Source organism: Nocardiopsis sp. NPDC055551 (assembly GCF_053619415.1).
In genome coordinates this window covers 887,947-913,392 of record NZ_JBSHJJ010000001.1, presented here as the reverse complement: position 1 = coordinate 913,392, position 25,446 = coordinate 887,947, and the positions used below count along the sequence as shown (strand labels likewise).

General features: G+C 69.9%; 30 protein-coding genes. 11 read left to right on the top strand and 19 right to left on the bottom strand.

What is annotated here, in order from left to right; genetic code table 11:
- Positions 1 to 326: IS200/IS605 family transposase (gene tnpA, locus ACWGSK_RS03840; RefSeq protein WP_452455174.1), on the bottom strand; the 326-nt coding region annotated here is incomplete at its 3' end.
- A gap of 165 nt (positions 327 to 491) precedes the next feature.
- Positions 492 to 1,196: an SDR family oxidoreductase gene (locus tag ACWGSK_RS03835; RefSeq protein WP_452455173.1), complete on the bottom strand. Its 705-nt coding sequence runs from the start codon at positions 1,194 to 1,196 to the stop codon at positions 492 to 494.
- Positions 1,197 to 1,282: 86 nt separating this feature from the next.
- Between ACWGSK_RS03835 and ACWGSK_RS03830 the strand changes: the two genes are divergently transcribed.
- Positions 1,283 to 1,813 (top strand): sugar O-acetyltransferase, encoded by a 531-nt coding sequence (locus tag ACWGSK_RS03830; RefSeq protein WP_452455193.1) that lies wholly within the window; start codon positions 1,283 to 1,285, stop codon positions 1,811 to 1,813.
- Between the two features lie 226 nt (positions 1,814 to 2,039).
- Here ACWGSK_RS03830 and ACWGSK_RS03825 read toward each other — a convergent pair whose 3' ends face one another.
- Positions 2,040 to 3,944 (bottom strand): ABC transporter ATP-binding protein, encoded by a 1,905-nt coding sequence (locus tag ACWGSK_RS03825; RefSeq protein ID WP_452455172.1) that lies wholly within the window; start codon positions 3,942 to 3,944, stop codon positions 2,040 to 2,042.
- A gap of 155 nt (positions 3,945 to 4,099) precedes the next feature.
- Here ACWGSK_RS03825 and ACWGSK_RS03820 point away from each other — a divergent pair, with 155 nt between their 5' ends.
- The gene (locus ACWGSK_RS03820) at positions 4,100 to 4,939 is read left to right on the top strand and encodes an alpha/beta fold hydrolase (protein WP_358512608.1); all 840 of its coding nucleotides are present in this window, start codon (positions 4,100 to 4,102) and stop codon (positions 4,937 to 4,939) included.
- 17 nt (positions 4,940 to 4,956) lie between these two features.
- Here the strand turns inward: ACWGSK_RS03820 and ACWGSK_RS03815 are convergent, their stop codons facing one another.
- A complete protein-coding gene (locus ACWGSK_RS03815) occupies positions 4,957 to 5,862 on the bottom strand; it encodes an NADP-dependent oxidoreductase (RefSeq protein WP_358512611.1) in 906 nt (301 codons plus the stop codon).
- Between the two features lie 125 nt (positions 5,863 to 5,987).
- On the opposite strand from ACWGSK_RS03815, the gene ACWGSK_RS03810 reads away from it, so the two are divergent.
- Entirely contained in the window at positions 5,988 to 6,413 is a 426-nt protein-coding gene (locus tag ACWGSK_RS03810) for a MerR family transcriptional regulator (RefSeq protein WP_358512614.1), read from the top strand.
- 101 nt (positions 6,414 to 6,514) lie between these two features.
- On the opposite strand, the gene ACWGSK_RS03805 is transcribed toward ACWGSK_RS03810, so the two are convergent.
- Positions 6,515 to 7,219, bottom strand: coding sequence for a sensor domain-containing protein (locus ACWGSK_RS03805; RefSeq protein WP_358512617.1), 705 nt, complete (start codon positions 7,217 to 7,219; stop codon positions 6,515 to 6,517).
- A 120-nt stretch (positions 7,220 to 7,339) separates the two neighbouring features.
- The gene (locus ACWGSK_RS03800; RefSeq protein ID WP_452455171.1) at positions 7,340 to 8,023 is read right to left on the bottom strand and encodes a GAP family protein; all 684 of its coding nucleotides are present in this window, start codon (positions 8,021 to 8,023) and stop codon (positions 7,340 to 7,342) included.
- A gap of 62 nt (positions 8,024 to 8,085) precedes the next feature.
- Between ACWGSK_RS03800 and ACWGSK_RS03795 the strand changes: the two genes are divergently transcribed.
- Positions 8,086 to 8,739, top strand: coding sequence for a TetR/AcrR family transcriptional regulator (locus ACWGSK_RS03795; protein WP_358512623.1), 654 nt, complete (start codon positions 8,086 to 8,088; stop codon positions 8,737 to 8,739).
- 46 nt (positions 8,740 to 8,785) lie between these two features.
- On the top strand, positions 8,786 to 9,355 hold the full coding sequence (locus tag ACWGSK_RS03790) for a GNAT family N-acetyltransferase (protein ID WP_358512626.1): 570 nt from the start codon (positions 8,786 to 8,788) through the stop codon (positions 9,353 to 9,355).
- A 19-nt stretch (positions 9,356 to 9,374) separates the two neighbouring features.
- On the opposite strand, the gene ACWGSK_RS03785 is transcribed toward ACWGSK_RS03790, so the two are convergent.
- The 6 genes from ACWGSK_RS03785 to ACWGSK_RS03760 form a co-directional block, all read right to left on the bottom strand.
- Positions 9,375 to 9,782: a MarR family winged helix-turn-helix transcriptional regulator gene (locus ACWGSK_RS03785; RefSeq protein ID WP_358512629.1), complete on the bottom strand. Its 408-nt coding sequence runs from the start codon at positions 9,780 to 9,782 to the stop codon at positions 9,375 to 9,377.
- Between the two features lie 138 nt (positions 9,783 to 9,920).
- Positions 9,921 to 10,892, bottom strand: coding sequence for a threonine ammonia-lyase (locus tag ACWGSK_RS03780; RefSeq protein WP_452455170.1), 972 nt, complete (start codon positions 10,890 to 10,892; stop codon positions 9,921 to 9,923).
- A gap of 62 nt (positions 10,893 to 10,954) precedes the next feature.
- On the bottom strand, positions 10,955 to 11,785 hold the full coding sequence (locus tag ACWGSK_RS03775) for a class I SAM-dependent methyltransferase (protein ID WP_358512635.1): 831 nt from the start codon (positions 11,783 to 11,785) through the stop codon (positions 10,955 to 10,957).
- A gap of 65 nt (positions 11,786 to 11,850) precedes the next feature.
- Complete coding sequence (locus ACWGSK_RS03770) at positions 11,851 to 12,285, bottom strand: helix-turn-helix domain-containing protein (protein WP_358512638.1); 435 nt, start codon at positions 12,283 to 12,285, stop codon at positions 11,851 to 11,853.
- A gap of 93 nt (positions 12,286 to 12,378) precedes the next feature.
- Positions 12,379 to 12,834 carry a hypothetical protein gene (locus tag ACWGSK_RS03765; protein WP_358512641.1) on the bottom strand — a complete coding sequence of 152 codons (456 nt, stop codon included), beginning with the start codon at positions 12,832 to 12,834 and terminating at the stop codon, positions 12,379 to 12,381.
- 66 nt (positions 12,835 to 12,900) lie between these two features.
- A complete protein-coding gene (locus tag ACWGSK_RS03760) occupies positions 12,901 to 13,662 on the bottom strand; it encodes a (2Fe-2S)-binding protein (RefSeq protein ID WP_452455169.1) in 762 nt (253 codons plus the stop codon).
- Between the two features lie 281 nt (positions 13,663 to 13,943).
- On the opposite strand from ACWGSK_RS03760, the gene ACWGSK_RS03755 reads away from it, so the two are divergent.
- From ACWGSK_RS03755 to ACWGSK_RS03745, 3 genes are read left to right on the top strand one after another with little or no spacing between them, the layout of a single operon-like run.
- Complete coding sequence (locus tag ACWGSK_RS03755; RefSeq protein WP_452455192.1) at positions 13,944 to 15,200, top strand: sensor histidine kinase; 1,257 nt, start codon at positions 13,944 to 13,946, stop codon at positions 15,198 to 15,200.
- Entirely contained in the window at positions 15,188 to 15,889 is a 702-nt protein-coding gene (locus ACWGSK_RS03750; RefSeq protein ID WP_452455168.1) for a response regulator transcription factor, read from the top strand. Before ACWGSK_RS03755 ends, ACWGSK_RS03750 begins: the two co-directional genes overlap by 13 nt.
- Positions 15,890 to 15,933: 44 nt before the next feature.
- On the top strand, positions 15,934 to 16,905 hold the full coding sequence (locus ACWGSK_RS03745) for a DUF4097 family beta strand repeat-containing protein (protein ID WP_452455167.1): 972 nt from the start codon (positions 15,934 to 15,936) through the stop codon (positions 16,903 to 16,905).
- 83 nt (positions 16,906 to 16,988) lie between these two features.
- On the opposite strand, the gene ACWGSK_RS03740 is transcribed toward ACWGSK_RS03745, so the two are convergent.
- Entirely contained in the window at positions 16,989 to 17,375 is a 387-nt protein-coding gene (locus ACWGSK_RS03740) for a hypothetical protein (RefSeq protein ID WP_358512653.1), read from the bottom strand.
- A gap of 109 nt (positions 17,376 to 17,484) precedes the next feature.
- On the opposite strand from ACWGSK_RS03740, the gene ACWGSK_RS03735 reads away from it, so the two are divergent.
- The gene (locus tag ACWGSK_RS03735) at positions 17,485 to 18,501 is read left to right on the top strand and encodes a Gfo/Idh/MocA family protein (protein WP_358512656.1); all 1,017 of its coding nucleotides are present in this window, start codon (positions 17,485 to 17,487) and stop codon (positions 18,499 to 18,501) included.
- Here ACWGSK_RS03735 and ACWGSK_RS03730 read toward each other — a convergent pair.
- From ACWGSK_RS03730 to ACWGSK_RS03710, 5 genes are all read right to left on the bottom strand, one after another.
- Complete coding sequence (locus tag ACWGSK_RS03730; RefSeq protein ID WP_358512659.1) at positions 18,479 to 19,393, bottom strand: GNAT family N-acetyltransferase; 915 nt, start codon at positions 19,391 to 19,393, stop codon at positions 18,479 to 18,481. The two genes, ACWGSK_RS03735 and ACWGSK_RS03730, sit on opposite strands and share 23 nt — an antisense overlap.
- Positions 19,394 to 19,496: 103 nt before the next feature.
- Positions 19,497 to 19,892 carry a DUF2784 domain-containing protein gene (locus ACWGSK_RS03725; protein WP_358512662.1) on the bottom strand — a complete coding sequence of 132 codons (396 nt, stop codon included), beginning with the start codon at positions 19,890 to 19,892 and terminating at the stop codon, positions 19,497 to 19,499.
- Positions 19,893 to 19,971: 79 nt separating this feature from the next.
- Positions 19,972 to 20,430, bottom strand: coding sequence for a Clp protease N-terminal domain-containing protein (locus ACWGSK_RS03720; RefSeq protein ID WP_358512665.1), 459 nt, complete (start codon positions 20,428 to 20,430; stop codon positions 19,972 to 19,974).
- Positions 20,431 to 20,505: 75 nt separating this feature from the next.
- Positions 20,506 to 21,480, bottom strand: a complete 975-nt coding sequence (locus ACWGSK_RS03715; RefSeq protein WP_358512668.1) for a helix-turn-helix transcriptional regulator — start codon at positions 21,478 to 21,480, stop codon at positions 20,506 to 20,508.
- A gap of 25 nt (positions 21,481 to 21,505) precedes the next feature.
- A complete protein-coding gene (locus ACWGSK_RS03710) occupies positions 21,506 to 22,705 on the bottom strand; it encodes an MFS transporter (RefSeq protein ID WP_358512671.1) in 1,200 nt (399 codons plus the stop codon).
- 55 nt (positions 22,706 to 22,760) lie between these two features.
- On the opposite strand from ACWGSK_RS03710, the gene ACWGSK_RS03705 reads away from it, so the two are divergent.
- Positions 22,761 to 23,303 (top strand): CGNR zinc finger domain-containing protein, encoded by a 543-nt coding sequence (locus tag ACWGSK_RS03705; protein WP_358512674.1) that lies wholly within the window; start codon positions 22,761 to 22,763, stop codon positions 23,301 to 23,303.
- On the opposite strand, the gene ddaH is transcribed toward ACWGSK_RS03705, so the two are convergent.
- Complete coding sequence (ddaH, locus tag ACWGSK_RS03700; RefSeq protein ID WP_452455166.1) at positions 23,300 to 24,094, bottom strand: dimethylargininase; 795 nt, start codon at positions 24,092 to 24,094, stop codon at positions 23,300 to 23,302. The genes ACWGSK_RS03705 and ddaH overlap by 4 nt on opposite strands.
- Before the next feature lie 145 nt (positions 24,095 to 24,239).
- Here ddaH and ACWGSK_RS03695 point away from each other — a divergent pair, with 145 nt between their 5' ends.
- Positions 24,240 to 25,358, top strand: a complete 1,119-nt coding sequence (locus ACWGSK_RS03695; protein ID WP_452455165.1) for an NAD(P)/FAD-dependent oxidoreductase — start codon at positions 24,240 to 24,242, stop codon at positions 25,356 to 25,358.
- The last annotated feature ends 88 nt before the right edge of the window (positions 25,359 to 25,446 follow it).

The window sequence follows — 25,446 nt, the reverse complement described above, 5'->3', positions numbered from 1 at the left end:
TACGACGACGACCACAGGGTGGGCAGCTTCGACCTCAAGTGGGGGAACTCCTCACGCAGAACGCGCGATGTGTACCCCTTGAACTGGTTGGCGACATATGACGCCGATGCCTTGGGGTCGTGCTTGACGAACAGGTGCACGTGGTCGGGCATCACCTCAACTGCGATGATCTCCCAACCGCGTTCATTCGCCTTGGACCTGATCAGTTCCTCTAGGCGCTGTGCCACGCGTCCAGCGAGTACCGGTCGGCGGTACTTCGAACACCACACGACGTGGAGTCCGAGGTCGTACACGCCACCGGAGAACCGGCGAACCTTGCGAGTCACAGACACGAGAGTAGTATACAGGTGACACAGGTCTACTTTCTGTGTCCTGTGGTGGACGCCGGACCGCCTAGCGGCGGTTCGGCTGCCCTTGTCCCGCTACGCGGGAAAATGGAATGAAAGGGCCGTCTCATCCGCACCGAGCGGACGAGGCGGCCCCGTACCGGTTCAGGGACCCGGGCGCAGGTGCAGCTCGGTGACCAGCGCGTCGCGGGGCAGATCCAGCACGTCCGCGATCGCCCCGGCCAAGGTGGTGGGGCGAATACAGGCCTCAGGGTCGTAGGGCCGATCGAAGTCCGCGCGCACCCGTCGCAGGGTTTCGGTGGCGGTCCCTCCGGGGTGGACAGAGGTGACCCGCACCCCGTGTTGGGCCTCCTCGGCGCGCAAGGCGCCGGCCAGCTCGCTCAGCCCCGCCTTGCTCGCGGCGAAGGCCGACCAGCGCGGCACCCCGTGTAGGCCGGGGGCGGCGTTGACCAGCACCACGTGGCCCTTGGCGGTGCGCAAGGCGGGCAGCACGAGGCGGACGAGTTCGGCGGCGGCGATCAGGTTGACAGCCAGCACCCGGTTCCACAGGGCGGCGGGGGAGTCGGCCACCGACGCCACCGGGGAGAGCCCCGCGCAGTGCACGAAGGCCGACAGCTCCCCGATCTCCTCGGTCAGCGGCTCCAGCGTCTCGGCCAGGGTCTGAGGGTGTTCGAGATCGGCGAGCACGGTCCGCACACCCGGTCGGGTTCGGGCCAGGTCGGCCAGACGGTCCAGGTCACGGCCCATCGCCACCACGTGGCGTTCGCGTCGCAGGAGTTCGTCGACCAGGGCGGCGCCGATGCCGCCGGTGGCTCCGCTCACCAGGACCGTGGGGGTGGGGGATCTCATGATGGGCATTGTCGCAGAGCGTGGCGTTAGGCTCGACGGAGTTTTCAGCCACGGAAAGGACCGCTGTGACCAGCGCCAAGGAACGAATGCTCGCCGGTGAGCCCTACCGGGTCGACGCCGAGTTGGCGGCCGAGGCCGTCCGGTGCCACAAGCTCATGGACGTCTTCAACTCCACCGCGTCCGACGACCATGAGGGGCGCGTCAAGGCGTTGGGCGACCTGCTCGGCGAAGTGGGTGAGAACGCCGCCGTGCGCCCGCCCCTGTACGTGGACTACGGCCACCGCATCACCCTGGGCGAGGGGGTGTTCGTCAACTTCGGCGCGGTGATGCTGGACGTGGCGCCGATCCGGATCGGCGCCCATACCCAGATGGGCCCCAACGTCCAACTGCTCACCCCCACCCACCCTCTCGATCCCGCCGAGCGCAAGGCCGGGTGGGAGTCCGCCGAGCCCATCACCATCGGTGAGAACGTGTGGCTGGGCGGTGGCGTGATCGTCTGCCCCGGTGTGACCATCGGCGACGACACCGTGGTGGGTGCCGGAGCGGTGGTCACCCGGGACCTGCCCGCCGGTGTGGTCGCCGTCGGCAACCCCGCCAGGGTGATCAAGCGGATCTGACCTCGGCGGGCTCGGGGAAATGTCGTACCCGCGCGGTACAACGGCGGAGTGAGGGCCAAGGTGTCACACCTTGGCGCACCACCTCCGAGGTGAAGAGGAACTTCCTCTTTCTGCTCCTGGACCGCGACCGTCCGGAAGCAGGGACCTCGATGCCTTTGGACGGTGGAAAGGGTGATCCGTCCCCCGGTGTGGCGCCACCGGGGGACGGGGTCGGAGGCGGCGGGGCTCAGCCCGCCACGTGCACGGGGTCGCCGTCGTCGGCGGAGGCGGTTTCCTGGGCGAACTGGGTGCGGTACAGCTCGCTGTAGCGACCACCGCGGGCGAGCAGCTCGGTGTGGGTTCCCCGTTCCGTGATCCGGCCGGCCTCCACCACCAGGATCGCGTCGGCGGCGCGGATGGTGGACAACCGGTGGGCGATCACCAGGGCGGTGCGCCCACGCAGGGCCTCGCTCAGGGCGGCCTGGACCGCGGCCTCGGAGGTGGAGTCCAGCGCCGAGGTGGCCTCGTCGAGGATGACGATCTCGGGGTCGGTCAGTAGTAGTCGGGCGATGGTCAGGCGTTGGCGTTCACCACCGGAGAAGCGGTAGCCGCGCTCGCCCACCACCGTGTCCAGACCGTCGGGCAGGGCGGCGACGAGGGTGTCCAGTCGTGCGCGGCGCAGGGCGTCCCAGACCTGTTCCTCGGTGGCCTGCGGTGCGCCCAGGGTGAGGTTGACGCGGATGGACTCGTGGAACAGGTGCCCGTCCTGGGTGACCATGCCCAGGGTGGCGCGGATGGAATCGAAGGTCAGGTCGCGTACGTCGGTGTCTCCCAGGCGTACCGAACCGGTGTCCACGTCGTACAGGCGCGGGGTTAGTTGGGCGATGGTGGACTTGCCCGCGCCGGAGGAGCCGACCAGTGCCACGGTCTGACCGGGTTCGACGTGGAAGGACACCCCGTGCAGGACGGGCCCGTGATCGGCCGGATCCAAGGTGGCGACCTCCTCCAGGGAGGCCAGGGAGACCTTGTCGGCGGTGGGGTAGGCGAAGGTGACGTCGTCGAACTCCAGGGAGACCGGGCCGGCCGGCAGGGGTCGGGCGTCGGGCTTTTCGTCCACCAGCGGTTTGAGGTCGAGTACCTCGAAGACACGGCTGAAGCTGACCAGGGCGCTCATGACCTCCACGCGGGCGCCGGCCAGTGCGGTGAGGGGTGCGTACAGACGGGTCAGGAGCATGCCCATGGACACCACGGTTCCGGCGTCCAGACGACCGCTGAGCGCGTAGAAGCCGCCCAGCCCGTAGACCAGGGCCAGGGCGATGGCCGAGACCAGGGTCAGGGCGGTGAAGAAGACCTCTTGGACCATGGCGGTGCGCACGCCGATGTCGCGAACCCGGGAGGCACGGCGGGCGAACTCCGCGGACTCCTCGGCGGGGCGCCCGAAGAGCTTGATCAGGGTGGCGCCGGGCGCGGAGAAGCGTTCGGTCATCTGGGTGCCCATGGCGGAGTTGTGCAGGGCGCGTTCGCGTTCGATCCTGGCCAGGCGGGCGCCCATGCGGCGGGCGGGGATGACGAAGACGGGCAGCAACAGCAGCGACAGCAGGGTGATCTGCCAGGACAGGGTGATCATCACGGCCAGGGCCAGGATGAGGGTGACCAGGTTGCTCATCACCCCGGAGAGCACGTCGCTGAAGGCGCGTTGGGCGCCGATGACGTCGTTGTTGAGGCGACTGACCAGCGCTCCGGTACGGGTGCGGGTGAAGAAGGCGACCGGCATGCGTTGGACGTGGTCGTAGACGGTGGTGCGCAGGTCCAGGATGAGTCCTTCGCCCACGCGGGAGGAGAGCCAACGCACGATGAGGGCCAGGACGGCCTCGGCGACGGCGATGGCGGCGATGAGACCGGCCAGGAGCAGGACGGGGCGCAGGGCGCCACCATCGATGATGGCGTTGACCACGCGTCCGGCCAGTAGTGGTGTGGCCACGGCCAAGGCGGCGGTGACCACGCTCAGGATCAGGAACCAGATGAGCGGGCGGGCGTGGGGGCGGGCGAAGCCGGCGATCCTACGTAGGACGGGCAAGGAGAAGGGCCGCTGGTCCTCCTTGGCGTGCATCGCGTGGTAGATGGAGTTCCACGCGGCCATTTCCATGCTCATGGGTCCGCCGATCGGTCGTGGGTTCGGGCTTCCCTGAACCGTAGAACCTCAACATTGATTGAGGTCAATCTATGCACGTGGCGTTCCTCATCATTCCCTTTACTTCTTTACTAAGGGAGGATTAGGGTCGTTTCAGGATGGACAGGGGAGTCCGAGTGGAGAAGATCTACCGCAACGAAGAGACGGCCCGAAGGATCCGGGACCGATACGAACAGGAACTGGAGCGGTGGCCGGTACCGGCCGAGCGGTGCCACCTGCCCACCCGGGAGGGTCAGACCTTCGTCCTGGTCACCGGACCCGAACAGGCACCGCCACTGGTACTGCTACACGGATCGGGGGCCAACGCCACCACCTGGCGCGCGGACATCGCGGCCTGGTCGGAGCACTTTCGGGTGCATGCGGTGGACCTGGTCGGCGAACCCGGGCTGAGTGCCCCCTCCCGCCCGGACCTGGCCACGGAGTCGAGCGCGCTGTGGCTCGACGACGTGCTCTCCGGGCTGGGCCTGGAGCGTGTGGCCCTGGCGGGGATGTCGCTGGGCGGGTGGACGGCGTTGGACTACGCGATCCGCCGCCCGGGACGTGTCTCGCGGCTGGTGGTGGTCTGCCCCGGAGGAGTGGGCGCACAGCGCCGATGGCGGATCCTGGGGGCCGGGCTGCTGATGCTGTTCGGTCGGCGTGGCAGGGTGGCCGCCACCAGCTACCTGACGGGACTGGACGGTCCCGCGGGCCGGACGATGCTGGAAGCGGTGCTGGACAACTTCTCCGGGTTCCGGCCTCGCACCGAGCGACTACCGATCTTCACCGACCAGGGACTACGTGCCCTGAGCATGCCGGTGTCGGTGATCGTGGGCGGGCGGGACCGGATGTTCGATTCGGCCGGTACCGCCCGCCGCATGCGTGCCCTGGCGCCGAAGGCCCAGGTGCGAGTGCTGCCCGGTGTGGGCCACGCCGTCCTGGAACAGACCGAACCGGTGTTGGGGTTCCTGCGCGCCTGAGCCGGGACGTTGCCCCCTCAGAAGAGGATGACGATCTTTCCGCGTGTGCGTCCGCGCTCGGCGCGCGCGTGGGCGTCGGCGATCGCCTTCAGGGGATAGCTCTGTTCGATGCGGGGTGTGTAGTGGCCTTGCCGACCCAGTTCCGCGGCCGCGGACAGGAGATCGGAATCGTTCTCGGCGTTGACCACGTGCGTGCCCAGACGCTGCCCGCCCGCGTGGTCGGCGACCGTGGCGACGCGAGTCGGGTCGCCCGTGATCGCGACGAGGTCCTCCAGTGAGCCGGAGGCCGCGGTGTCGAGCGCGATGTCGACGCCGCGCGGGGCGAGAGCGGTGAGGCGCTGCGCGAGGCCGGGGCCGTAGGTGGTGGGAATCGCACCGAGAGAGGTGAGGAACTCGTGGTTGCGTTCGCTCGCCGTCCCGACCACGGTGGCGCCTCGTGCCGCGGCGATTTCGACCGCCGCACTGCCCACGCCTCCGGCGGCACCCTCGATGAGAAGGGTTCGCCCCGGGAGGGAGCCGAGCGGGTTCAGTCCACGCATCGCGGTCACGGAGGCCAGAGCGGCTCCGGCGGCCTGCTCATCGGTCCAGGTGGCGGGGGTGTGGGCCCAGGCCGAGAAGACGACCGACTCGGCGGTCGCTCCGGTGACACCGCCCAGCCCGAAGACGCGGTCGCCGATGCTCACCTTTCGCACTCCGTCACCGATCTCGTCGACCACCCCGGCGGCCTCACGCCCGGGAATGGCGGGCAGCTCCAGGGGAAACACCTCGTGCAGGGCGCCGGTGCGCAGCTTCCAGTCGATGGGGTTGACGCCGGCCGCCGCGACACGGACACGGATCTCTCCGGGGCCAGGGTGGGGGTCGAGGGCCTGCTCGATCACCAGGTTCTTCGCTCCGCCGTATTCGTGGAAGCGTGCTGCGCGCATGATGTCCGCCTTACCTTGATGGTCCTCGACGAGGTGTTCGTTCGATCGCCGTTACCCTAGAACCTGACGTTGACGTGAGGTGCAAATCGGCGAGCCGGGACCGTCTCTCGGCCGGAGGAGGACAGGTGCGGATCGGTGAGGTCGCCGAGCAGTCGGGGGTGAGCGTGAGGGCCCTGCGCTACTACGAGGAACAGCGTCTGCTCCTCGCCGACCGCACCGCCGGTGGCCAGCGGAGGTATCCCGAATCCGCCGTCGAACGCGTCAGGTTGATTCAACGGCTGTACGCCGCGGGCCTGACGAGTGCCACCGTCCGAGAGGTACTGCCGTGCGTGGACTCGGGTGAGACCGAGACCTCCCCTGCCCTGTTGGAGCGGTTGGTGGACGAACGCGCGCTCATCGAGCAGCGGATCACCGACCTGCTCTCCGTGCGTGACCGGCTCGACGAAGTCATCGGTGTGGCACGAAACCCGGACCTGGGCTGCGCTCATGGCGACACTCGCCCCGGAGGTCGGCCCGGGACCATATGGAAGCGGTCCCACGAGGGGCGTTGATCTCTTCGGGTACGAGACCGGATCACCACGGGGTTCAGCGGTGCCCCCGAAGGACCTCCGCCTTGGTGGCCGGCCCCGAGAGCCGGGGCACACCGGCGGGGTCAGCGCAGCGAGACGTAGTGGCGTTCCCGATCGGGCACTTCAGGGGTCGGGACGATGGTGTTCCCGGTGGTGAGCACGCGTGCGCTGATCTCTTCGGGGGCCAGCAGCAACATCCGGGCCAGGGCCGAGTTGATCCCGGCCAGGACGCGTAGTGCCATCGGCAGGGTGAGGGCGAACAGGGCGCCGCCGATCATGTACACCACCAGGGTGGCCAACGCCGGGTTGTCCGGAAGCAGGTGGCTGCCCACGTCGGTGTAGCCGGGGATGAGGTGGAGCGACCAACCCCAGAGCGGGTAGAGCAGGCCGCCCAGGGCCAGGGACCACCACAGCACCGCCAGGACGAACCCGACCAGGGCCAGGGGCAGGCCCACGATCGCGTGCAGGACGTCCATCCAACTGCGCGCGCAGGTCATGGGGTTGAGCAGGCGGCGTATGGGGCCGGCGTCCGCGGGGGCCGGGCGGTAGGGCAGGCGCACCACGGCTCGTCCGTGCAGGTCGGACAGGCGCAGGCGTTCCAGGTGCGCCGGTCCCCGGGCCAGGAGCAGGGTGCCCGAGAGCAGGAACAGCCCCACGAAGAGCACCGAGGTGCCGGCGCCGGCGACGAGACCGGTCAGGACCAGGCTGAAGGAGACCACCGCCAGGGGCAGGCCCAGTAGCAGGTAGCGGGTGTTACGGACCATGCGCACGAAGGGGGGCGTTCTCATGGTCTCGACGCTACGCGCGGCGGCGCTCGGTGTCAGGGTGGTCAGGGTGAGTAAGCGTGGTGGGGCCGGTACCACCGGGCGTGGGCGCCCCGGCGGTTGCGGTGGGTCCCCTCCACACGGTCATCGGGTGCTGAGCAGGTCGTCCAAGCCGATCAACTGCAGGCCGTTGAGCACCAGGATCACACCGACGATGCCGATGATCCAGGACATCGCCTCCCGGGAGCCGGAATCGATCTTCTCGCGCCAGCGGTCCAGGCGCGGGCGCAGGCGCTCACCGAAGAGCCGGTGGCCCACGTAGAGCAGAACGGGCGGCAGCACCATCATCAGGTTGTAGCCGGCCAGCATCGGCACCCAGGTGGTGGCGGTGAGTCCGGCGGTGCCCATGACGCCGATCGCGCCCAGGTAGGGGAAGGCGGTACCGGCCTCCAACAGGCCGGTGGCCAGGCCCAGGCCGATCATGGTGGTGGTGCGCAGGGTGGCGGGGCGGCGCGGGGCGCGTTTCTTGGTGGGCATCACCCAGGAGTAGGCGAACAGGGCTCCGCCAAGGACCACCATGACCCAGCCCGTCGCGGGGCTGTCGGTCAGGTGCGACAGGTGGGACAGCGCGGCTCCCAGACCGAGCATGATCGCGCAGCCCAGCACGAAGTAGAACAGGGCGACCGTGCCCAGGTAGGCGAAGAGCGGCCTGGCGATGACGCGGGCGCCGCTGAGCAGCACGAAGAGTGAGACTCCCAGGGTGGTGGGGCTCAGGGTGTCCAGCAGCGCCAGGCCGGCGACCGGTATGAGTACGTCCAGGGGCGGCATGCGTCCTCCTTTTTCACACGTCTGTGCTAAATAAAATAACACAGGTGTGCTAAAAAGGAAGGGTGCCAAAGATCGTCGACCATGAAGAACGCCGCCGCGCCCTGGCCGAGGCCCTGTGGCGGGTGATCGCCGAGTCCGGACCACAGGCGGTCTCCATCCGCAGCGTCGCGGCCGAGGCGGGCCTGTCCACCGGCGCCCTGCGCCACTACTTCCAGACCCGTGAAGAGCTGCTCACCTACGCGATCGACCTGTCCGAGGAGCGGGTCACCGAGCGCATGACCGAGCACGCGCACGCCCTCGACCCCGAGATGTCCCTGGTGGACCGGGTAATGGGCTTCGTCGAACAGATGCTGCCCCTGGACCAGGCTCGACGGGCCGAGTACCGGGCCTGGCAGGCCACCGGCGACCCCGACTACCTCGACCCCAAGATCGAACACCGCTGGCACCAACAGCGCCGGCTCTACCGACGGCTGGTCGCCGCCCTGGGCGGAATCGAACCCCCTGAGGACCCCGGCCTGGTGCACCCCGACCCCTGGTTGGAGAGCTGGTCGGAGTTCCTGCACACCTTCATCGACGGGCTGTCCCTGCAGTTGATGACCAACCCCGAGCAGATCGATCCGCGGACGGCCCTCGCCCGCCTACGGTCCTTTCTGGCCCACATCGAATCCGTCCGTCCACCGGCCGGGGAGGGGAACCGAGTGGGCACCGCACCGTGACGAGAGGCATACTGTGGGACGGAACGGACACGAGGGGGAAGTGCGCGTGACGACCATTCCGAACGCCCAGGACGCGTCCACCGCGGCGGGCCGCATCGACTTTCGGTCCGCGACGCAGGCCGACGTGCCCGCCCTGGTCGATCTGGTCAACTCCTGCTATCGCGGTAAGGGTCCCCAGCAGGGTTGGACCACCGAGGCCGACCTGCTCGACGGTCAGCGGATGGACGCCCAAGGCATGGGCGAACTGCTCGCCCGCAGCAACACCCTGGTCCTGGTGGGGGAGACCCGGGAAGGGGTCATCACCTGCTGTGAACTGCAGCGCGGGGTCAACGGGGCCTACTTCGGGATGTTCTCGGTCCGCCCGGACCTTCAGGGCGCCGGCCTGGGTCGGACCGTACTGGCCGCGGCCGAGCAGATGGCCGTGCGCGAGTGGGGCAGCCGGCTGATGCGGATGAAGGTGCTCAAGCAGCGCCCCGAGCTCATCGCCTGGTACGAACGGCGCGGCTACACCCGCACCGGCAAGATCGAACCCTTCCCCTACGGGCACGAGGAGTTCGGGCTGCCCAGGCGCGACGACCTGGCCTTCGTCGAGCTCACCCGCGAACTACCGCTGTGAGCCGACCCCTGGAACGGGCTCAGCCCTGTTCCAGGTTGGCCGACATCCGCTCCAGCACGTCGACGGTGGCCCGGTACTCCTGATCACTGATCCCGGCGATCAGCCGGGCCCGAGTGCCCTGAACACGTTCCAACAACGCGTCGTGGGCGCGTGTGCCCTCCTCGGTGAGTTCCACAGAGACCAGGCCGCTGACCCAACCGCGCCGCCGCAACGCCTCCACCACCGGCCCCACGCCGTCCTCGCCCTCCTCCAGGAACGGCAGGAGGCGCTGGTCCAGTTCCAACAGGGTGGCGGGTTCGCGGTGCAGTGAGCTGAGCACCTGCCACTGGCGGCGCCCCAGCGAGTCCGCCGCCAGCACCCGGTCCAGGTCGCTCTCGATGAGCCGGTCCAGGTGTTTGAGCCAGTAACCGATCGGCAGGTCGGACATGCTTCCTCCGGTGGGGACGACGGCGCCCGCGACGGCGCTTCCTCGACGCTATCTCGCCGCCGAGGGGCGCGGCCGGCATTCCTCCAAGGTGTCGTACCCGTTCGCCCGCCCGCGAGCATGTCCGACTCGCCCTCTTTCCTACGACACCGGCTGAGAGGGACCCGTGTCGTGGGCGAGAACGTCGGGGAGCAGGGCCGTGGGGACGTTGGCTCCGGTGATCACGGTCGCCACCGTCGCACCCGGCAGATCGTGCACCCGAAGGGCGGCGATCCCGGCCGCGCCCGCGGGTTCGGGCAGCACACCGACGGTCTCCAACACCAGGCGCATCGCGTCGAGCATGTCGACGTCGTCCACCACCACCATGTCGTCGACCAATGCCCTCATGCGCTCCACCGAGGCGGCGATGGGTCGGTTGATGGCGATGCCCTCGGCGAAGGTGTCGGCTACCTCGGTGGACACCGCTCGCCCGGCCTTCCAGCTGTCGACCATGCTCGCCGCGCCCGTGGCGCACACCCCCACGACGCGGATGTGCGGGGCGTGCTCCTTGGTCCACCGTGCCACCCCGGTGATCAGTGCGCCGTCGCCCACCGGCAGCACGATCGTGTCCATGCCCTCGACCTCCAGCAGTTCCACCCCGATGGTGCCCGCCCCCTCGGCCACCCTGGGGTGCTCTCCGTCCTCGACGAACACCCGGTTCGGGTCCCGGTCGGCGAACCGTCGGGCCTCATGCTTGAACCGGTCGCCCTCGATCTCGTGCACGTACGCGCCCAGCGCGACCATCCGCCTCATCTTCACCGGGTTGGTGCCCGACGGAACGAACACGTGCGCGCTCATGCCGTGCCGGGCGGCGGCGTAACCCATGGCCTGCCCGAAATTTCCAGTGGAGGAGCACACCAGCTCGGCGCCGGGGGAGAACTCACGGGCGAGCAGGTCGACCCCGCGGCCCTTGAAGCTGCGCAGCGGGTTGAGGGTCTCGACCTTGGTGAGCACCCGCCGCCCGAGCACCGAGCACAGCTGTTCCTCGAAGAACTGCGGGCTGTTCAGGAAGACCGGGTCGATCAGGCGCGTGGCCTCTTCGATCCGGGCGACGTCCAGGTCCGTGGCGTGCATGGGCACCTTCCCAGATGTGTTGGAAGAACACGGGTCGTTCATGTGTGCCCCGCACCGGGCCACTACGCCCGGGTCGGGCCGCCGAAGGTCCCCTCGGACACCCGGCACAGGACGGCGCCGCGGGGGACGACGAACACCCCGTCGGGGTGCTCGCTCCAGCGCCTCCACCCCCGGGAGATCTCCTCCAGGTCGGTGCGGGTGGCGAACCCCTCGTCCACGGCCTGGCGGGCCAGATCCGACTCCAGGATCCGCCGTGACCACATGTGTCCCCACCAGGTGCGACGGTCGGGGGCCGAGTGGTTCCACACCTCGGACACGTAGGTGATGTCCTCGAAACCGGCCGCGCGCGCCCAGGCGTGCATGCGCCGACCGGCCTCGGGCTCGCCGCCGTTGGCGCGCGCCACCGCCTGGTACAGGTCCATCCACGCGTCCAGTTCGGGCAGCAACGGATACCAGTACATCCCCGAATAGTCGCTGTCACAGGCCGCCACGACCCCACCCGGGCGGGTCACCCTGCCCATCTCGGCCAGGGCCCGCACCGGGTCGGCCACGTGCTGTAGGACCTGGTGGGCGTGGACCACGTCGAAGGAGTCGTCGGGCAGAGCCAGGTCGTGGACGTCGCCGACACGGAAGTCGATGCCGGTCACGTCCTCCTTCTCGGCCAAGGCTCGGGCCTGTTCGACGGCCTCGGCGGAGGCGTCCAGGGCGGTGACCGGCCCGGGCGCCACACGTCGGGCCAGGTCCAAGGTGATGCTTCCCGGCCCACAGCCCACGTCCAACAAGGAACGCCCCGGGAGCATCTCGGCCAGCGCGTAAGCGGCGGAGTTCTCGGCGTCGCGCCAAAGGTAGGAGCCTGTGACCGTGGGATGTTGGCCATGAGTGTAACGAGCCATCGCGTGCCGTCCTTCGTCGCAACTCCGGGGGTGGTTCCACACCCCTTCAGGTCTCCTGAAGATGGTCAGGTGTGGTCCTGCCCGACCAGGGCACGGACGAAGTCCAGCATCCTGCCCGTCTCCTCCAAACCGCCCACCAGGACCACACGTAGCCGGGCCCGTTCGGGGTCGTACACCACCTGGGACTGGGCCGGGATTCCGCCTCCCGAGGCCCCGGTGGTGGAGGAGGTGACCAGGGTGCTGATCCGATCGGCCATCGCGCGGTCCACGTCCTCCACCTGCAGGACCGTGGAGACCTCCACCCGGGGACCACCCTCACCGGTCCCGTCCTGTTCGGGCTCGCCGCCGGTGAACTCGGTCAGGTCCTTGCGGTGGATCCGATACTGCTTACCGATCCGCGTGGCCGCCAGTCGTCCTTGGCGCACGTAGGCACGCACGGTCTTCACGTGCAGGCCCAACAGCTCCGCGACCTGATCCACCGAGTAGTACTGCTGGGCCACACCAACCTCCCCGAACATCCCTGAACCACCCCGACGTTACCCCCAACCACCCCTGATCGGCGATGGAAGGGCGGTTTGGGGAAGCTCCGTGGTTCAGGCGGCTTCGGTCGGGGTGGTGCGCCGCCATCGGATCCGTCCGGTCAGGCGCAGCCACACCACCAGGAAGGCCCACAGCACCGTGGGGACCTGGATCCAGTCGGTGTAGCCCAGCGAACCGGGGCGGTAGAGCATGCCCAGGACGACCCCGAGCGCCAGGCTCGCCACCGCCACCGGCCAGGGGAAGTCCTCCCCCAGGAAACGCAGCAACCGGCTGTAGCCCCACAGCAGTAGGAAGGCGATGGCGGCCACCGCGAGCGCCAACGGCCACACCTCGCCCAGTCCCCGGGTGACCCCGGCGAAGGCGAACAGGGCCGGCACCATCAGCAGGCACAGGGCCAGGACGGGGGCGAGTACGGCGGACGCCGCCGCGCAGGCCAGGGGTCCCCACAGGTTGTCGCGGTTCGGCCGGGGTCGGGGGGAATCACCGGGGCCGCCGCTCGCAGAGGTCACATCCCATTGGTGCCCAAAGAGAGCCGTCTCAGCCTCGTCGTGGCGTCGAAGGTGTCAAGGCGCCGGTCAGGGCCGCAAGGCGCAGTCTCCGCACAGCCCGCCCTCGGGGAGACGGTAGTACAGGCAACAGGTGGTGCGTCGGAAACCCGCACGTCCCTGCTCCTTCGTCCCGGTGTAGGTTCCGGTGCCCTTCAGGCAGGGCCTGGACAGCAGTGTGCGCACCACCTGTTCGGCGCTTTCGTGGTGTTCGGGGTGGGCCCTGCCCAGGGAGAGGGCGGCGCCGGCGAGCGCCGCCGCGGTGTTGCCGCGCAACAGGCCCGGAGCGATACCGCCCACCCCTCCCAGCGCGGCGGCGACCCCTTCCAGACCCGTCACCGTTTCCTCGACCGGGCCCCGGGCGATCTCCTGTGGAACCGGGGAGGCCAGGGGGCGTGCCCCGGTTTGGGTGGTGCGCACGACCATCGGTCCGCCCGGGCGCACGAACAGCCGCCACGGGTCCAGGCGCACCCCGTGGTACAGGGCCGCCGCCAGTACCGGGGACAGCACCCGTGAGGCCAAGCCCTGGTGGAACAGGGAGGCGCCCACCCGCCACTCCACGTCCTCGGCCCCGCCGCCGAAGGGCGCGGCCAGTCGGCTCCGTACGGCCTCCACCTCCGCCGTCAGGAGCTTTGGGGACAATCCACCGCCCAGCGCCGCCACCCACCCCTGTTCGGGGCCGCGCGTCTCCAACGCGAAGAACATGTTGATCCCGGCGATGTCCTCAAGGACCGGGGCCAAGAGGGAAGCCGGCCCCTCGACGTCCCCGGCGATGTCGCGCTCGCGCCCCACACGTTCCCCTTCCCCCCACCACAGCCCGCCGACCCGACGGCGATGCCCTGGGTATGGTCCCGCACCCGACCGGGTAGTGCTGGCACCACCCGCCACTCTCGTGCTGTTGACCTCGTGCCGCGGGGGTCCGCGAATCTAGATTGGTCTCTGTGAGCGGCGCGGGGACGGAGCAGACGGGTACGGGCATCACGGCGAGGCCGGGTGCCGCCATCACCGTCCCCTTCCTCCATGAGACCCGGAGCGACACCTGGCGGGTCCGTCTGGTCGAGGTCCTACACCTGATGACCTCCCTGGCCCTGGCGGTGTTCTACCTGGTCCCGGCGGTGTTGTTGGTGACCTCGGCGACCTGGCTGGGGTTGCGGCTCTACGTTCCCCTGGGCGGCTTCCCCCTGGAACTCGCCCCGGGCCACCTGCTGGTGGACATCGTGCTGTTCATGGTGGTCTTCCCCGTCATGGCCATCGTGCTGTCCCGGCTGGCCTGCTACACCCAGCGCTCCCGACTGGCCAACGTGTTCGGCATCGTGGAGACCAGACCACCCGACCCACTGGCCGATTCCGGCCGCTGGGCGCGCGGCCTGGTCACCGTGTTCGGCCGTGAGGCGTGGTCGATGGTGGTCTACAGCACCGTCGCCGGGCTGCACGGTCTCCTGGCCGGTGGACTGGTGGCGGTGCTGGTGGTGTGCGGGGGAGCCGCGGCGCTGGGTTCCCTGTTCGGGATCGTGTACGTGTTGGCACGGGGCGCCACCCCGGTCGACCTGCTCGGCCCCCTCGGGCTGGTGTTGTTGGGCCCGGTGGCGGCCCTGGTGGGTCTGCGTATCGCACGCGTGGTGGTCTCCTCCGAGGTCCTGCTGCTGCGCACCCTGCTCTTCGACGCACCCGAGGTGCGCATGCGGCGCCGTCTGCTGCACGTCCAGGACAGCCGCCAACGCATGGTCGACGTGGCCGAGGCCGAGCGTCGACGCATCGAACGCGACCTGCACGACGGTGCCCAACAGCGCCTGCTGGCCTTGACGTTGACCCTCACCCGGGCCCGCACCCGGCTGGCCCGGGACCCCGAGGGGGCGCGCGAGCTCATCACCGAGGCCCAGCGCGAGTCCAAGGAGGTCATGACCGAGTTGCGCCAGGTGGCCCGGGGGCTGCATCCGCGGGTGCTGACCGACCACGGTCTTGGCGCCGCCCTGCCGGTGGCCGCGGGCCGCTCACCCGTACCGGTCCGGCTCGACCTGGAACTTGAGGAGCGTCCCTCCCCGCGCGCGGAGGGGGTCGCCTACTACGTGGTCAGCGAAGCGCTGACCAACGTCGCCAAGCACGCCCGCGCCGGACAGGTTCGGGTGGCGCTGGAGCGGATCGCGGATCGACACGGTGATTCCCTGCGTCTGACCGTCACCGACGACGGCGTGGGCGGCGCCGACCCCGAGGCGGGTACCGGCCTGTACGGGTTGTGGGACCGGGTGGACGCCGTCGATGGGGTCCTGACCGTGCACAGCCCCCAGGGCGGAGGAACCGTCCTGACCGCACACATCCCATGGGAGGCCTGACCGTGAGCACCGCACAGATCGAGCGAAGTGGGCCCCGGGTGATCATCGCCGAGGACTCGGTGCTGCTGCGCAGTGGGATGGCCCGGCTGTTGGAGGACGCCGGGGTGGAGGTGGTGGCCTCGGTGGGCGACGCCGATGCGCTCATCGGCGCGGTCGAGACCCAACCCGACGTGGACCTGTGTCTGGTGGACATTCGTATGCCGCCCACCTACTCAGAGGAGGGCATCCAGGCCGCGGTGAGGATCCGTCGCTCCCATCCGGAGGTGGCGGTGTTGTTGCTGTCCCAGCACGTGGTCAGCCGCTACGCCGCGGACCTGCTCGGAGCGGGCGCCTTCAAGGTCGGTTACCTGCTCAAGGACCGGGTGGCCGACATCGAGGAGTTCACCGAGGTGCTGCGCCGGGTGGCCGACGGCGGGGCCGCGATCGACCCCGAGGTGGTGTCCCAGTTGCTCAGCGGCAACCGTGACCGCTCCTTGGAGCGGCTCACCCCGCGCGAGACCGAGGTGCTGGAGGTGATGGCCGAGGGGATCAACAACGCGGGCATCGCCGACCGGCTCACCATCACCGAACGGGCGGTGGAGAAACACATCCGCTCCATCTTCCTCAAGCTCGACCTGGGCCGGGACGACCACGACCACCGCAGGGTCCTGGCGGTGCTGCGCTACCTGCGCGGTTCGGCCCGGGACTGACCGACCACACCAAGGAGGGCCGCGCCTTCCGGAAGGAGAACGACGTGACTTTCAGGGCACGGGGTCTGTACGCCTCGTCCAGCAAGGAATCGAGGCGGTTCCGATGGGGCCCGTGGATGCTCCTGGGCGGAGTGCTCGTGGTGCTCCTGGTGGTACTCACAGGGGTGTCCGTGCTGGGCAACGTGGTGGCCCATCAGAGCGACAAGACCGACTCCTACGGCGGTGCGAGCACGCTGAACGTGAACAACCACACCGGTGGGCACATCGAGGTCGGTGCCGCCGAGGGCGACGAGATCGTCGTCGAACGCACCCTGCGGGGAGGGCCGCTGTCCGAACCGACCGAGCGCGTCGACGAGGGCGGTGACAGCCTGGACGTCGACGGCCGCTGCGGAGGCTTCCCGCTCTTTTCCACCTGCTCCATCGACTACACCATCCAGGTGCCCGAGGACGTCACGGTCACCTTGGAGAACAACAGTGGGAACGTGGAGGTGCGCGACCTGGCATCGGAGCTGTCGGTGAACTCCGTCAGCGGGACGATCGAGGTCTTCGACCATGAGGGGTCGGTCGATGCCGAGGCCACCTCGGGCATGATCTCCCTGTCCGACGTCACCGGTTCGGTTCGGGCCCACAACGTCAGCGGTGACATCGAGGCCACCGGTGAGGGAGAGCGGTTGGAGGTGTCCACCACCTCCGGGAGCGTGGACGTGGAGGACTTCACCGCTGAGGAGGTCGTGGCCGAGTCGGTGAGCGGCTCCCTGGAACTGGGCGGCGGGTTCACCACCTTGGAGGCCGAGACCACCTCCGGCGGAGTGGAGGTCACCACCGACACCCCCTTCGAACTGATGGAGGTGGAGACCGTCAGCGGCGGCGTCGAGGCGAGGGTGCCGGCGGGAACCTACGAGATCGGTGGGGAGTCCACCTCCGGCGACCGTGAGTTCGATGTGGACACCGCTTCAGAGTCCGACAGCCGCATCGAGGTGAACACCACCAGCGGTTCGGTGCGGGTGGGACGCTAGGGCGTGTTCGGCGAATACGTTCCCTGTCGCGCGGCGCCCCGGCAGGCCCGGGCCCCTGGCCCGGGCCAGGGGCGGCTCACTCCTCAGCTTTCGCGTTCGAAGCGCAACGCCGCCCAGTCCGAGTCGATGGGCTCCTGGGCGGTGGAGCGCCACCCGGCGTCGGTGAGGGAGTCCCAACCCTTGTCCACGGTCAGGTCGGTGATGATGGTGCCGCCGCGTTGGGGGAAGCACACCCACCACCGGGTGGCGGGTCCCACCAGGTTCGACACCGCCGGCCCCTCACGGTCCACCGTGCCCCGATCGAGGGCGAACAGGTGCACGTGATCGTAGTCCACGCCCTCGATCACCCCCAGGTCGATGTGGACGTCGGGCGGGGGTTCCAGCAGACGCAGATAGCGTTCGGGCGCGTTGAGGACGAGCAACCGGTCTCCGGCCCCTACCCCCAACCTCTGGGCGAGTGTGGACGACATTCCTCCTCCGTTCACGTTCCTTGCCCGGCCACCGTATGTTTTCCGGACACGGAAACCGAGTACCTTCCCCGCCTGGTCCCGGAGAAGACCGTGTTTTTAGGATGTCTTCATGACACAACACAACGGTGGACCACGCTGGGGCGTGGTCGGTACCGGAGGCATCGCCCACGCCTTCCTGGAGGGCCTGCGGGCCGTCCCCTCCGCAAGGGTCGTGGCGGTGGGTTCCCGGACCGCCGAACGCGCCGAGGAGTTCGGGGCCGCCTGGGACATCCCCCACCGCCACGCGAGCTATGAGTCATTGGCCGAGGACCCCGAGGTCGACGTGGTCTACGTGGCCACCCCCCACCCCTGGCACCACACGGTCACGTTGCAGATGCTCCACGCCGGCAAGCACGTGCTGGTGGAAAAGCCGATGGCGATGAACGCCCTGCAGGTCACCGAGATGGTGGCCGCCGCGAAGACCAACGACCGCTTCCTGATGGAGGCGATGTGGACGCGCTACCTGCCCGTGCACGAGTTGGCGCGCACTCTGGTGGCCGAGGGCGCCATCGGGGAGCTGGGCGCGCTCTCGGCGGACTTCGGCATCAACGTCCCCTACGACCCCGATCACCGCTTGTTCAACGCCGACCTGGGCGGTGGTGCCCTACTCGACCTGGGGATCTACCCGCTGGCGCTGGCCTCCCAATACCTGGGAGAGCTGACCGTGGTGGGGGCGACCCGACGGCTGTCACCGGATCGCATGGTGGACGTGCACACGACCTTGTTGGTGCGTGGCGAGAACGGGGTGAGCGCCACGGTGGAATGCGCCTCGCGTACCGCCCTGCCGGGCCGGGCCGTGCTCTCCGGTACGGGTGGATGGCTTGAGATCGAACGGTTCTGGGCCGGAACCGACCTGGTCTTGCACCGGGATGGTCACGAACCCGAACGGTTCCACCGGCCCTTCCGCGCCAACGGCTATGAGTACGAGGCCGAGGAGGTCGCGCGCAGAATCGCCTCGAAGGAGCGGGAGAGTCCACGAATGCCTTGGTCGGAGAGCCTGAGCCTGGCCGGGGTCATGGACCAGGTCCGTGACATGGGCGCCCTGGCCTACACCCGACCCACGGTCAAGGCCGTTCCCCTGGGATGAGTCCGGAGGCTCCGGCCCCGGTGGGGGCGGCCTGAACGGTCGACCTCACCGGGACCGCCCCACGTGGGGGCCGGCCACCCGTAGGGGCGGGGGAGGGGCCGCCCAGGTAGCGGCCCAGCAGAATGCGGGCCAGGGGCAGGGCGCTCATGCGCACCACCATCAACACGGCGTCCTTGGGCCCCACCTGTTCGGCGAAGTAGGTGTCCAGGTCGATGTGGCCGCTACGCGGGGTGACACCGTAGACGCGACCTTCGAACATGCGGTAGGCGTCGCGCACGAGCAGGGTGCGCGGGTCCAGGCGGGGACCGTCACCGAGCCAGTGGGCGGCGTCGGTGGCGATGCGGGCGATCATGGCGGGCACGGGTCGGTCGCGTCGGGGGTGCACACGGGTCCGCCCCAACCCCTTGCGCCAACCGGAGTAGACGGCCGGGTGGCGGGTGCGCAGGACGACGTAGGTGTTGCCCCAGGGACGGGCGATGAGCTCACGGGTCAGGAAGTGGGTCATCAGAGCGCTGGAGAGCCCGAACCTGCGGTGGGCGGGGACCACGCCCGCGGCGTCCAGGTACAGGGCTCGGCGCGAGGCGAAACGGTGCCGGTGGTAGCCGCCCCAGCCCACGGGAGTGCCGGCCGGGTCCAGGATCAGGGCCAGGCAGGAGATGTGGTCGAAGAACCCGGAGTCGACCCGGGTATGCCAGTAGTCGGAGTGGTCGGCGCCGAAGGACCGGGCGGCCAGGTCGCGCAGGAGCGTCAGCATCCTCTGGCGACCGGGCCCGGTGAGCGCGGCCGGGGTGTCCCAGCGGGCGACCTGGTAGCCGTTGACCAGGGGTCGAACGGTGGGGGGAGCACCGAGGTCACGCAGGTCCGGGCTGAGGGTTCGGGTCTGTTCGGGCACGCGGAAGCCCTACTTTCATTACTCTTCGAAAGTGAACGACTCCTTAACGTAGCGCCTCGGGGGGTTTCGGGGGTCGGGTTCCCTCATTCGGAGGTTTCCCCGGCTATCGGGACAGGGCTCCCCGGTCACGCTCGACGCGCGCACGGTACAGCTTCCAGGCCAAGGCGGCGTAGGACAGCGCGACGATGCCCGCGATGACGAACCGCGAGGTCATCAGGTGGTCCTCGGGGTAGATCACCCCGGTCAGGTGGTGATCGATGAACCCGTTCTCCATCACCTCGCGCCCGGTGGCCTCCCTCGACCGGTTCTCGATGTCGGTCAGGAAGCACGGCCAGCCGATGGTGACGATGCCCAGGGCGTAGGCGGCCACGAACAGGTGCGGCCAGAACACGCGCGGCCACCGCAGCGACAGGAAGCCGCCGAAGACGACGTAGGCGAAGAACAGGTAGTGCACGACCATGGCGGTGTGGCCGATGAGGAGGATGCCGAAGTGGTCCATTCTCAGAACCTAGGGATGGATGGTAGGGCCCTACATCCGTGTTCCTACCCGGTATCGGTGAGTAGGAGTACTCAGGGACTCAATCGAGCGTCTCCCGGTCCAGGAAGGCGCGGGCGCGCTCGCGTGCGTCGGGCAGGTCCACGTCCAGTGCCCGCAGCACCCGCAGGGCCGTCCCCTCCTCGACCCGGACCAGAGCCCACACCAGGTGGTGCAGGCCCAGATGTGGTCCTTCTCGGCGCCGGGCCTCCTCTCGGGCCAGGCGCAGCACCGTGCGCACCCGAGGGGTGAAGGTCGGGGCCTGCGCGCGAGGGGCGCCACCGGGTGCGATGACGCGCACGACCTCGCGTCGCAGCAGGTGCGGGGCCGGTTCCAAGGCGATGCGCCGCCCCGTCTCCTCCGCCTGACCGGCCACTCCGATGACCAGGTGTTCGGTGCCAAGGAACGGGTGACGCAGGGCCATGGCCTCACGCCCGGCCAGTTCCACGGCCCGCAGCGCGGCGGGGGAGGGTTCGGGTCGATCGGGTGGGTTCTCGGACACGGGCGCCTCCACGTCGAGGGTCGGATCCTCAGCGATAACACACCGCGATGGGCCCTAGCCCGCGGGCCGAAGGGCTCAGTTCCTCGGTGCTCGGTCCTCTCCGGCGGTGCGCAGCAGACGCCCGCCCAGGTGGGCCATCGCCTCGCGTAGCTCGGCGGGCTCCTCCACCTCCATGTCCACGTCCAACATCGCCAGGTAGCAGGCCATGGCGCCCATGTCCTCACCGGCGCACAGCAGTACACAGGAGTGTTCGTCCACGGCCTCGATGGGGCCGTAGTGGGCGGCCCGACCGCGCAGGGCCTCCTGTGCCGACATCGCCAGTCGCACCCTCGCCTTGATCGGCCACATGTGCAGGTTCATCCGTTCGGCCAGGTAGGCGGCCACCCCTCGCCCGGGTGGGTCGCGCGGGGGCACTCTGGGGCCGGTGGGGGTCAGGGGGCGCATCCGGTCCACCCGGAAGGTCCGCCAGTCCTCCCGCGCGGTGTCCCAGGCCACCAGGTACCAGCGCCGCCCATGGGAGACCAGGCGGTGCGGTTCCACGATCCGTCGACTCGGAGCGCCCTGGTGGCTCTCGTAGTCGAACCGCAGTCGTTCGCTGTCCCGGCAGGTGGCCGCCACCAAGGCCAGGGTGTCGGCGTCCACGGTGGGTCCTTCGGAGGGCATCGGCACGGTGAAGGTGCCCAGCGCGTCCACCCGGCGACGCAGCCGGGAGGGCAACACCTGCAAGAGCTTGGCCAGGGCGCGCACCGAGGTCTCCTCGATCCCCGAGACACCGCCCTGGGCGGCGGTGCGCAACCCCACCGCGACCGCCACGGCCTCGTCGTCGTCCAGCAGCAGCGGGGGAAGGGAGGCGCCGGCACCGAGCTGGTATCCGCCGCCGGTGCCCATGATGGCGTGGATGGGATAACCCAGCTCGCGCAGGCGGTCCACGTCGCGGCGCACGGTCCGCGGACTCACCGCCAGGCGTTCGGCCAGGTCGTTGCCGGGCCAGTCCTTGCGGGTCTGGAGCAGGGACAGGAGTTGGAGCAGTCGGGCCGAGGTCGACTTCATGATGTGAGTGTGCCGGCAGTGGCGGTCAGGAACGGTCCTTCACCGCCGGTTGATTCGGTGTGGGACGGGGCCCGGGCAGGAACAGATGGGCCAGGGCCGCGGTGACCTGTAGCGCCACCGCCAGGGCCAGACAAAGTGTCAGTGAGTGGTCGGCCAAGGGGCCGGCCGACGCGGCGCCGGCGGCGAAGGCGCTCACCTTCAGGCTCGCCGCGGTGGTGAACACCTGGGTGCGCAGACGCTCGGGGGCCTCCCGGTGGCGGACCGTGAACAGGGCGGTCAACTGGGGCCCCTCCGCGGCGCCCACCACCGCCACCGCGATCAGCAGCCACGACGCGGAGGGAGCCACCAGGGCGCCCGTCACGCCGACCGCCTGTGCCAGCACGCACAGCGGCACCATCGAGTCCGGGGGGAGTCGGGCCGGGCGGCGGGCCAACACCAGGTTGGCGACCAGTGCGCACACCGCCATCACCGACAACAACATCGTGCCCTGGGCCGCCCCGCCCAGCGACCGTTCCCCCAGCGCCGGAGCGGCCACCACCAACACCCCGGTCCCGGCGATGGAGACCGTGGAGACCACGGTGACGCGCAGCAACGCCCGGTTGCCCAGAACCATGCGCGTCCCCGCGACCAGATCGGTGAGCACCGGGGATGGTGGGGGTGGTGTGCTCCGGGCGGGCAGGGACCAGGCCACCGGGGCGGCCAAGACGATGAGGGCCACCGCGACCACGACCGCGGCGCCGCCACCCGCCCCCAGTGCCACCGCTCCGGCCAGCGCCGGCCCGAGCAGGGAGGCGGTACTGAAGGTCATCGCGTCCAACGCGCTCACCCGCCTCAGGTGGGTGGGGGCGACCAGGCGCGGCAGCTGGGCGGTCCACCCACCCGACAGGGCCGGGCCCAGCAGCCCCACGGCCAACGCCAAGGCCAGCACCGGAGCCAACGGCAGGGGCTCCAGCAACAGGGCGACGGCGGCCAGACCCAACGCGTTCAACACCAAGATGCCGCAGAGCAGTCGACCCGGGCGCACGGCACGGTCCAGCAGCACCCCCACCGTGGGCCCGCCGATCGCCGCGGTGGCGGTGACCCCCGCCAGTAGGGCCGAACCGGTGGCGGCGCTCCCCGTGACGGCCACCCCCAACAGCAGAAGGGCCGGCCCGGAGGCCTCATCCCCGGTGCGGGCGGCGGCCGCACCGCACAGGTAACGCACCAGAGAGTAACGGTCATTCATCCACAAGACGCTACAAAGTAACCAGTGAACACACCATGGGCGTTACCTTGGAGGTATGACCACAGCACCGCACCCGGTGGGTTCCACCCGCGCACTGGCCGAACGCACCACCGACCTGCTCAACGCCCTCGCCGAGGAGGACGTGGACACAAGGCGGATCTCCGACCTGTTCACCGAACACGGCGAGACCGACCCGGCCCTGACCCCTGAGGACGTCAGGGCCCTGCGCGAGGTCGCCGTCGAACTGCGCGACGTCCTGGCCGCCCCGACCCTGGACCAGGCCGCCAGGCGCGTCAACGTCCTACTCGCCCGGGAGACACACCCGCCCCGGCTGACCGACCACGCCGGCACCCACCCCTGGCACCTGCACGTGGACAGCGACGACGAGGCACCTTGGGACGAATGGTTCGTGGCCTCCACCGGCCTGTTCCTGGCCCGCCTGATCAGCGAACGCCAACGCCACCCCGGCGGGGTGTGCGCCGCGCACGCGTGCGAGCGAGTGTTCGTCGACACCGCCCACGGCGGCGCACGACGATTCTGTTCCCGCCGCTGCGCCACCCGCTCGCGGGTGGCCGCCCACCGCCGCGCCCACGCCTAGGAGGCGCCTTCGGGGCGATCCCGCACCAGAACGCTCAAGCAGGTCACACAGCCCTCCAGTTTCTCGAACTCGGAGATGTCCACCGGCAGCACCCGCCAGTGCTCGGCGGCCAACAGCTGCACGGTCTCCCGTGCAGCGGCGCTGACCAGCACGTCCCGCCCGCCCAGGGGCACCACGTGCGCTCCCGGTTCCTCGGGGGCACGACGGATCGGTGGCAGGCCGGAGGTCTCCACCAGATCGGGCAGACCCACGAGAGAGCCGTCGGGCAGCGCCGTCACCGCGGACTTCAGATGCAGCACCCGTCCCAAGGGCACCTGACACACCTTGCGGTCCAAGGGGGCGAGCAACCGCTGGAGCTGTTCGGCACCCTCCACATCGGTGCGCCCGCCCACCCCCACATAGACGGTGGACCCCACCTGCAGGACGTCCCCGCCCTCCAGGGTCGCGGGTTCCTCGATCCGGGCCACCCGCAGCCCCAGGGAACGCGCGGCCCGTTCGGCGCCCTCGATCTCCCCGCGACGCTCCCGGGCGCCGGGCCGGGTCACCACGGCCAGGTCCTCGCACACCACCAGGGTGTCCTCCACGAAGACCGAGTCCGGATGTTCGGGCGCCGCGGCCACCTCCACGACCCGCCACCCCGCCGAGGCCAGCGTCTCCTGGTAGATCGTGTACTGGCGGGCGGCCAGCACCGGATCCACCGCCGAGCGGGCGATGTGGGTGACGATCCCATCGGCCAGGTGCGGTCCGGGCGGCCGGGTCAGAGCGACCCCGCGGGTGGTGTATCCGTTCAATTCGACCTCCTGCGTAGGAATGGGTGAGGGAGCCGGGCTTCCTGGGAGGAGCCGCAGCCTATCGCGCGCCCTTACCTGGATCAGGTGAGCGGCACGCGGGTCCAACGGCTTGTGCCCGGCCGGTGGTCGGGGCAGGGTGGGGGCCATGGACGTGATCGTGGTCGGCGGCGGCATCGTGGGAGCCGGCGCGGCGTTCCACCTGACGAAGAAGGGCGTGTCCACGGCGCTGGTGGACGCCTCCCACCCGGGGCAGGCCACCGGAGCGGGGACGGGCATCGTCTTCCCCTGGCCCTTCCCCTGGGACTCACCCGCCGAGCAGGCGTTCAAGGCCGCCGCGGCGGCGCACTACCCACGCTTGATGACCGAACTGGTCGAGGATGGACACGACCCCGGCTTCGAGGTGGTCGGTGGGTTGTCGGTGGACCGAGAGGGCGACGACGCCGGATTCAAGCTGTTCAGCACGCTCTCGCAACGCCCGGAGTTCGCCACCATGGGACGGGTGGAGCGCCTGGCCGCGGGGGAGCCGCGCGAGCGTTTCCCCCTGGTACCGGCCGACTACGGCGGGGTCCACATCGAGGGCATGGCCCGGGTGAACGGCCACTCCGCGAGGTCGGCGTTGTTCGACGCAGCCGAGGAGCGGGGCCTGCGTCACTACAAGGGCGACGCGCGTCTGCTGTGGAACGGTGAGCGGGTGACGGGTGTGGGGGTGGGCTCCGAGGAGTTGACGGCGAACACGGTGATCGTCGCGGCCGGGGCGTGGTCGGCGGACCTACTGGCGGGGGTCGGGGTAGGGGTGGGCGTGCGTCCGGTGCGCGGACAGTCGACGCACTTCGCCCTTCCCGGGCACCGCACCCGCTCCTGGCCGGTGGTGCGGTTCGGAGAACGCGACTACTTCGTGAGCGCCGCCGCCCCCGACCGGGTGATCACCGCCGGCACCTGGGAGCCCGAGGCGGGGTTCGACCATCGGGTGACGGCCTCGGGTCTGCTGGGCAACCTGTCCACTGCCCTGGAGGTCCTGCCGGAGTTGGCCGAGGCGACCGTGGTCGAGACTCGGGTGGGGTTCCGTCCGGGCACCCACGACGGCGCGCAGCTGTTGGGGCCGATCGAAGGGCTACCCGGGGTGCTGGTGGCCACCGGCCTGGGTTCGCAGGGGCTGACCTTCGGGCCGTTCCAGGGGACGGTCGCCGCCCGGCTGGCGATGGGGGAGGACCCTGGCCTGGACCTGTCGGCCTTCGTTCCCGATCGGACGCAACAACCGGGCTGAGTGATCATTTCTTAGCGGCGCAGCCCCCCGGCTTCAGCCGTGGGGAGGAAATCAACGGGGCCGGGTTTTGAGTAGGTGTACTCAAGCC

Bases quoted from the DNA above. Each gene is read 5' to 3' on its own strand.
- ACWGSK_RS03710 (WP_358512671.1), bottom strand. From the start codon at position 22,705: ATGAATGACCGTTACTCTCTGGTGCGTTACCTGTGCGGTGCGGCCGCC.
- ACWGSK_RS03695 (WP_452455165.1), top strand. From the start codon at position 24,240: ATGGACGTGATCGTGGTCGGCGGCGGCATCGTGGGAGCCGGCGCGGCG.
- ACWGSK_RS03825 (WP_452455172.1), bottom strand. From the start codon at position 3,944: ATGAGCATGGAAATGGCCGCGTGGAACTCCATCTACCACGCGATGCAC.
- ACWGSK_RS03715 (WP_358512668.1), bottom strand. From the start codon at position 21,480: ATGAAGTCGACCTCGGCCCGACTGCTCCAACTCCTGTCCCTGCTCCAG.
- ACWGSK_RS03835 (WP_452455173.1), bottom strand. From the start codon at position 1,196: ATGAGATCCCCCACCCCCACGGTCCTGGTGAGCGGAGCCACCGGCGGC.
- ACWGSK_RS03755 (WP_452455192.1), top strand. From the start codon at position 13,944: ATGACCTCCCTGGCCCTGGCGGTGTTCTACCTGGTCCCGGCGGTGTTG.
- ACWGSK_RS03705 (WP_358512674.1), top strand. From the start codon at position 22,761: ATGACCACAGCACCGCACCCGGTGGGTTCCACCCGCGCACTGGCCGAA.
- ACWGSK_RS03735 (WP_358512656.1), top strand. From the start codon at position 17,485: ATGACACAACACAACGGTGGACCACGCTGGGGCGTGGTCGGTACCGGA.
- ACWGSK_RS03725 (WP_358512662.1), bottom strand. From the start codon at position 19,892: ATGGACCACTTCGGCATCCTCCTCATCGGCCACACCGCCATGGTCGTG.
- ACWGSK_RS03780 (WP_452455170.1), bottom strand. From the start codon at position 10,892: ATGCACGCCACGGACCTGGACGTCGCCCGGATCGAAGAGGCCACGCGC.
- ACWGSK_RS03775 (WP_358512635.1), bottom strand. From the start codon at position 11,785: ATGGCTCGTTACACTCATGGCCAACATCCCACGGTCACAGGCTCCTAC.
- ACWGSK_RS03815 (WP_358512611.1), bottom strand. From the start codon at position 5,862: ATGCGCGCAGCACGCTTCCACGAATACGGCGGAGCGAAGAACCTGGTG.
- ACWGSK_RS03750 (WP_452455168.1), top strand. From the start codon at position 15,188: ATGGGAGGCCTGACCGTGAGCACCGCACAGATCGAGCGAAGTGGGCCC.
- ACWGSK_RS03740 (WP_358512653.1), bottom strand. From the start codon at position 17,375: ATGTCGTCCACACTCGCCCAGAGGTTGGGGGTAGGGGCCGGAGACCGG.
- ACWGSK_RS03805 (WP_358512617.1), bottom strand. From the start codon at position 7,219: ATGAGAACGCCCCCCTTCGTGCGCATGGTCCGTAACACCCGCTACCTG.
- ACWGSK_RS03785 (WP_358512629.1), bottom strand. From the start codon at position 9,782: ATGTCCGACCTGCCGATCGGTTACTGGCTCAAACACCTGGACCGGCTC.
- ACWGSK_RS03800 (WP_452455171.1), bottom strand. From the start codon at position 8,023: ATGCCGCCCCTGGACGTACTCATACCGGTCGCCGGCCTGGCGCTGCTG.
- ACWGSK_RS03830 (WP_452455193.1), top strand. From the start codon at position 1,283: ATGCTCGCCGGTGAGCCCTACCGGGTCGACGCCGAGTTGGCGGCCGAG.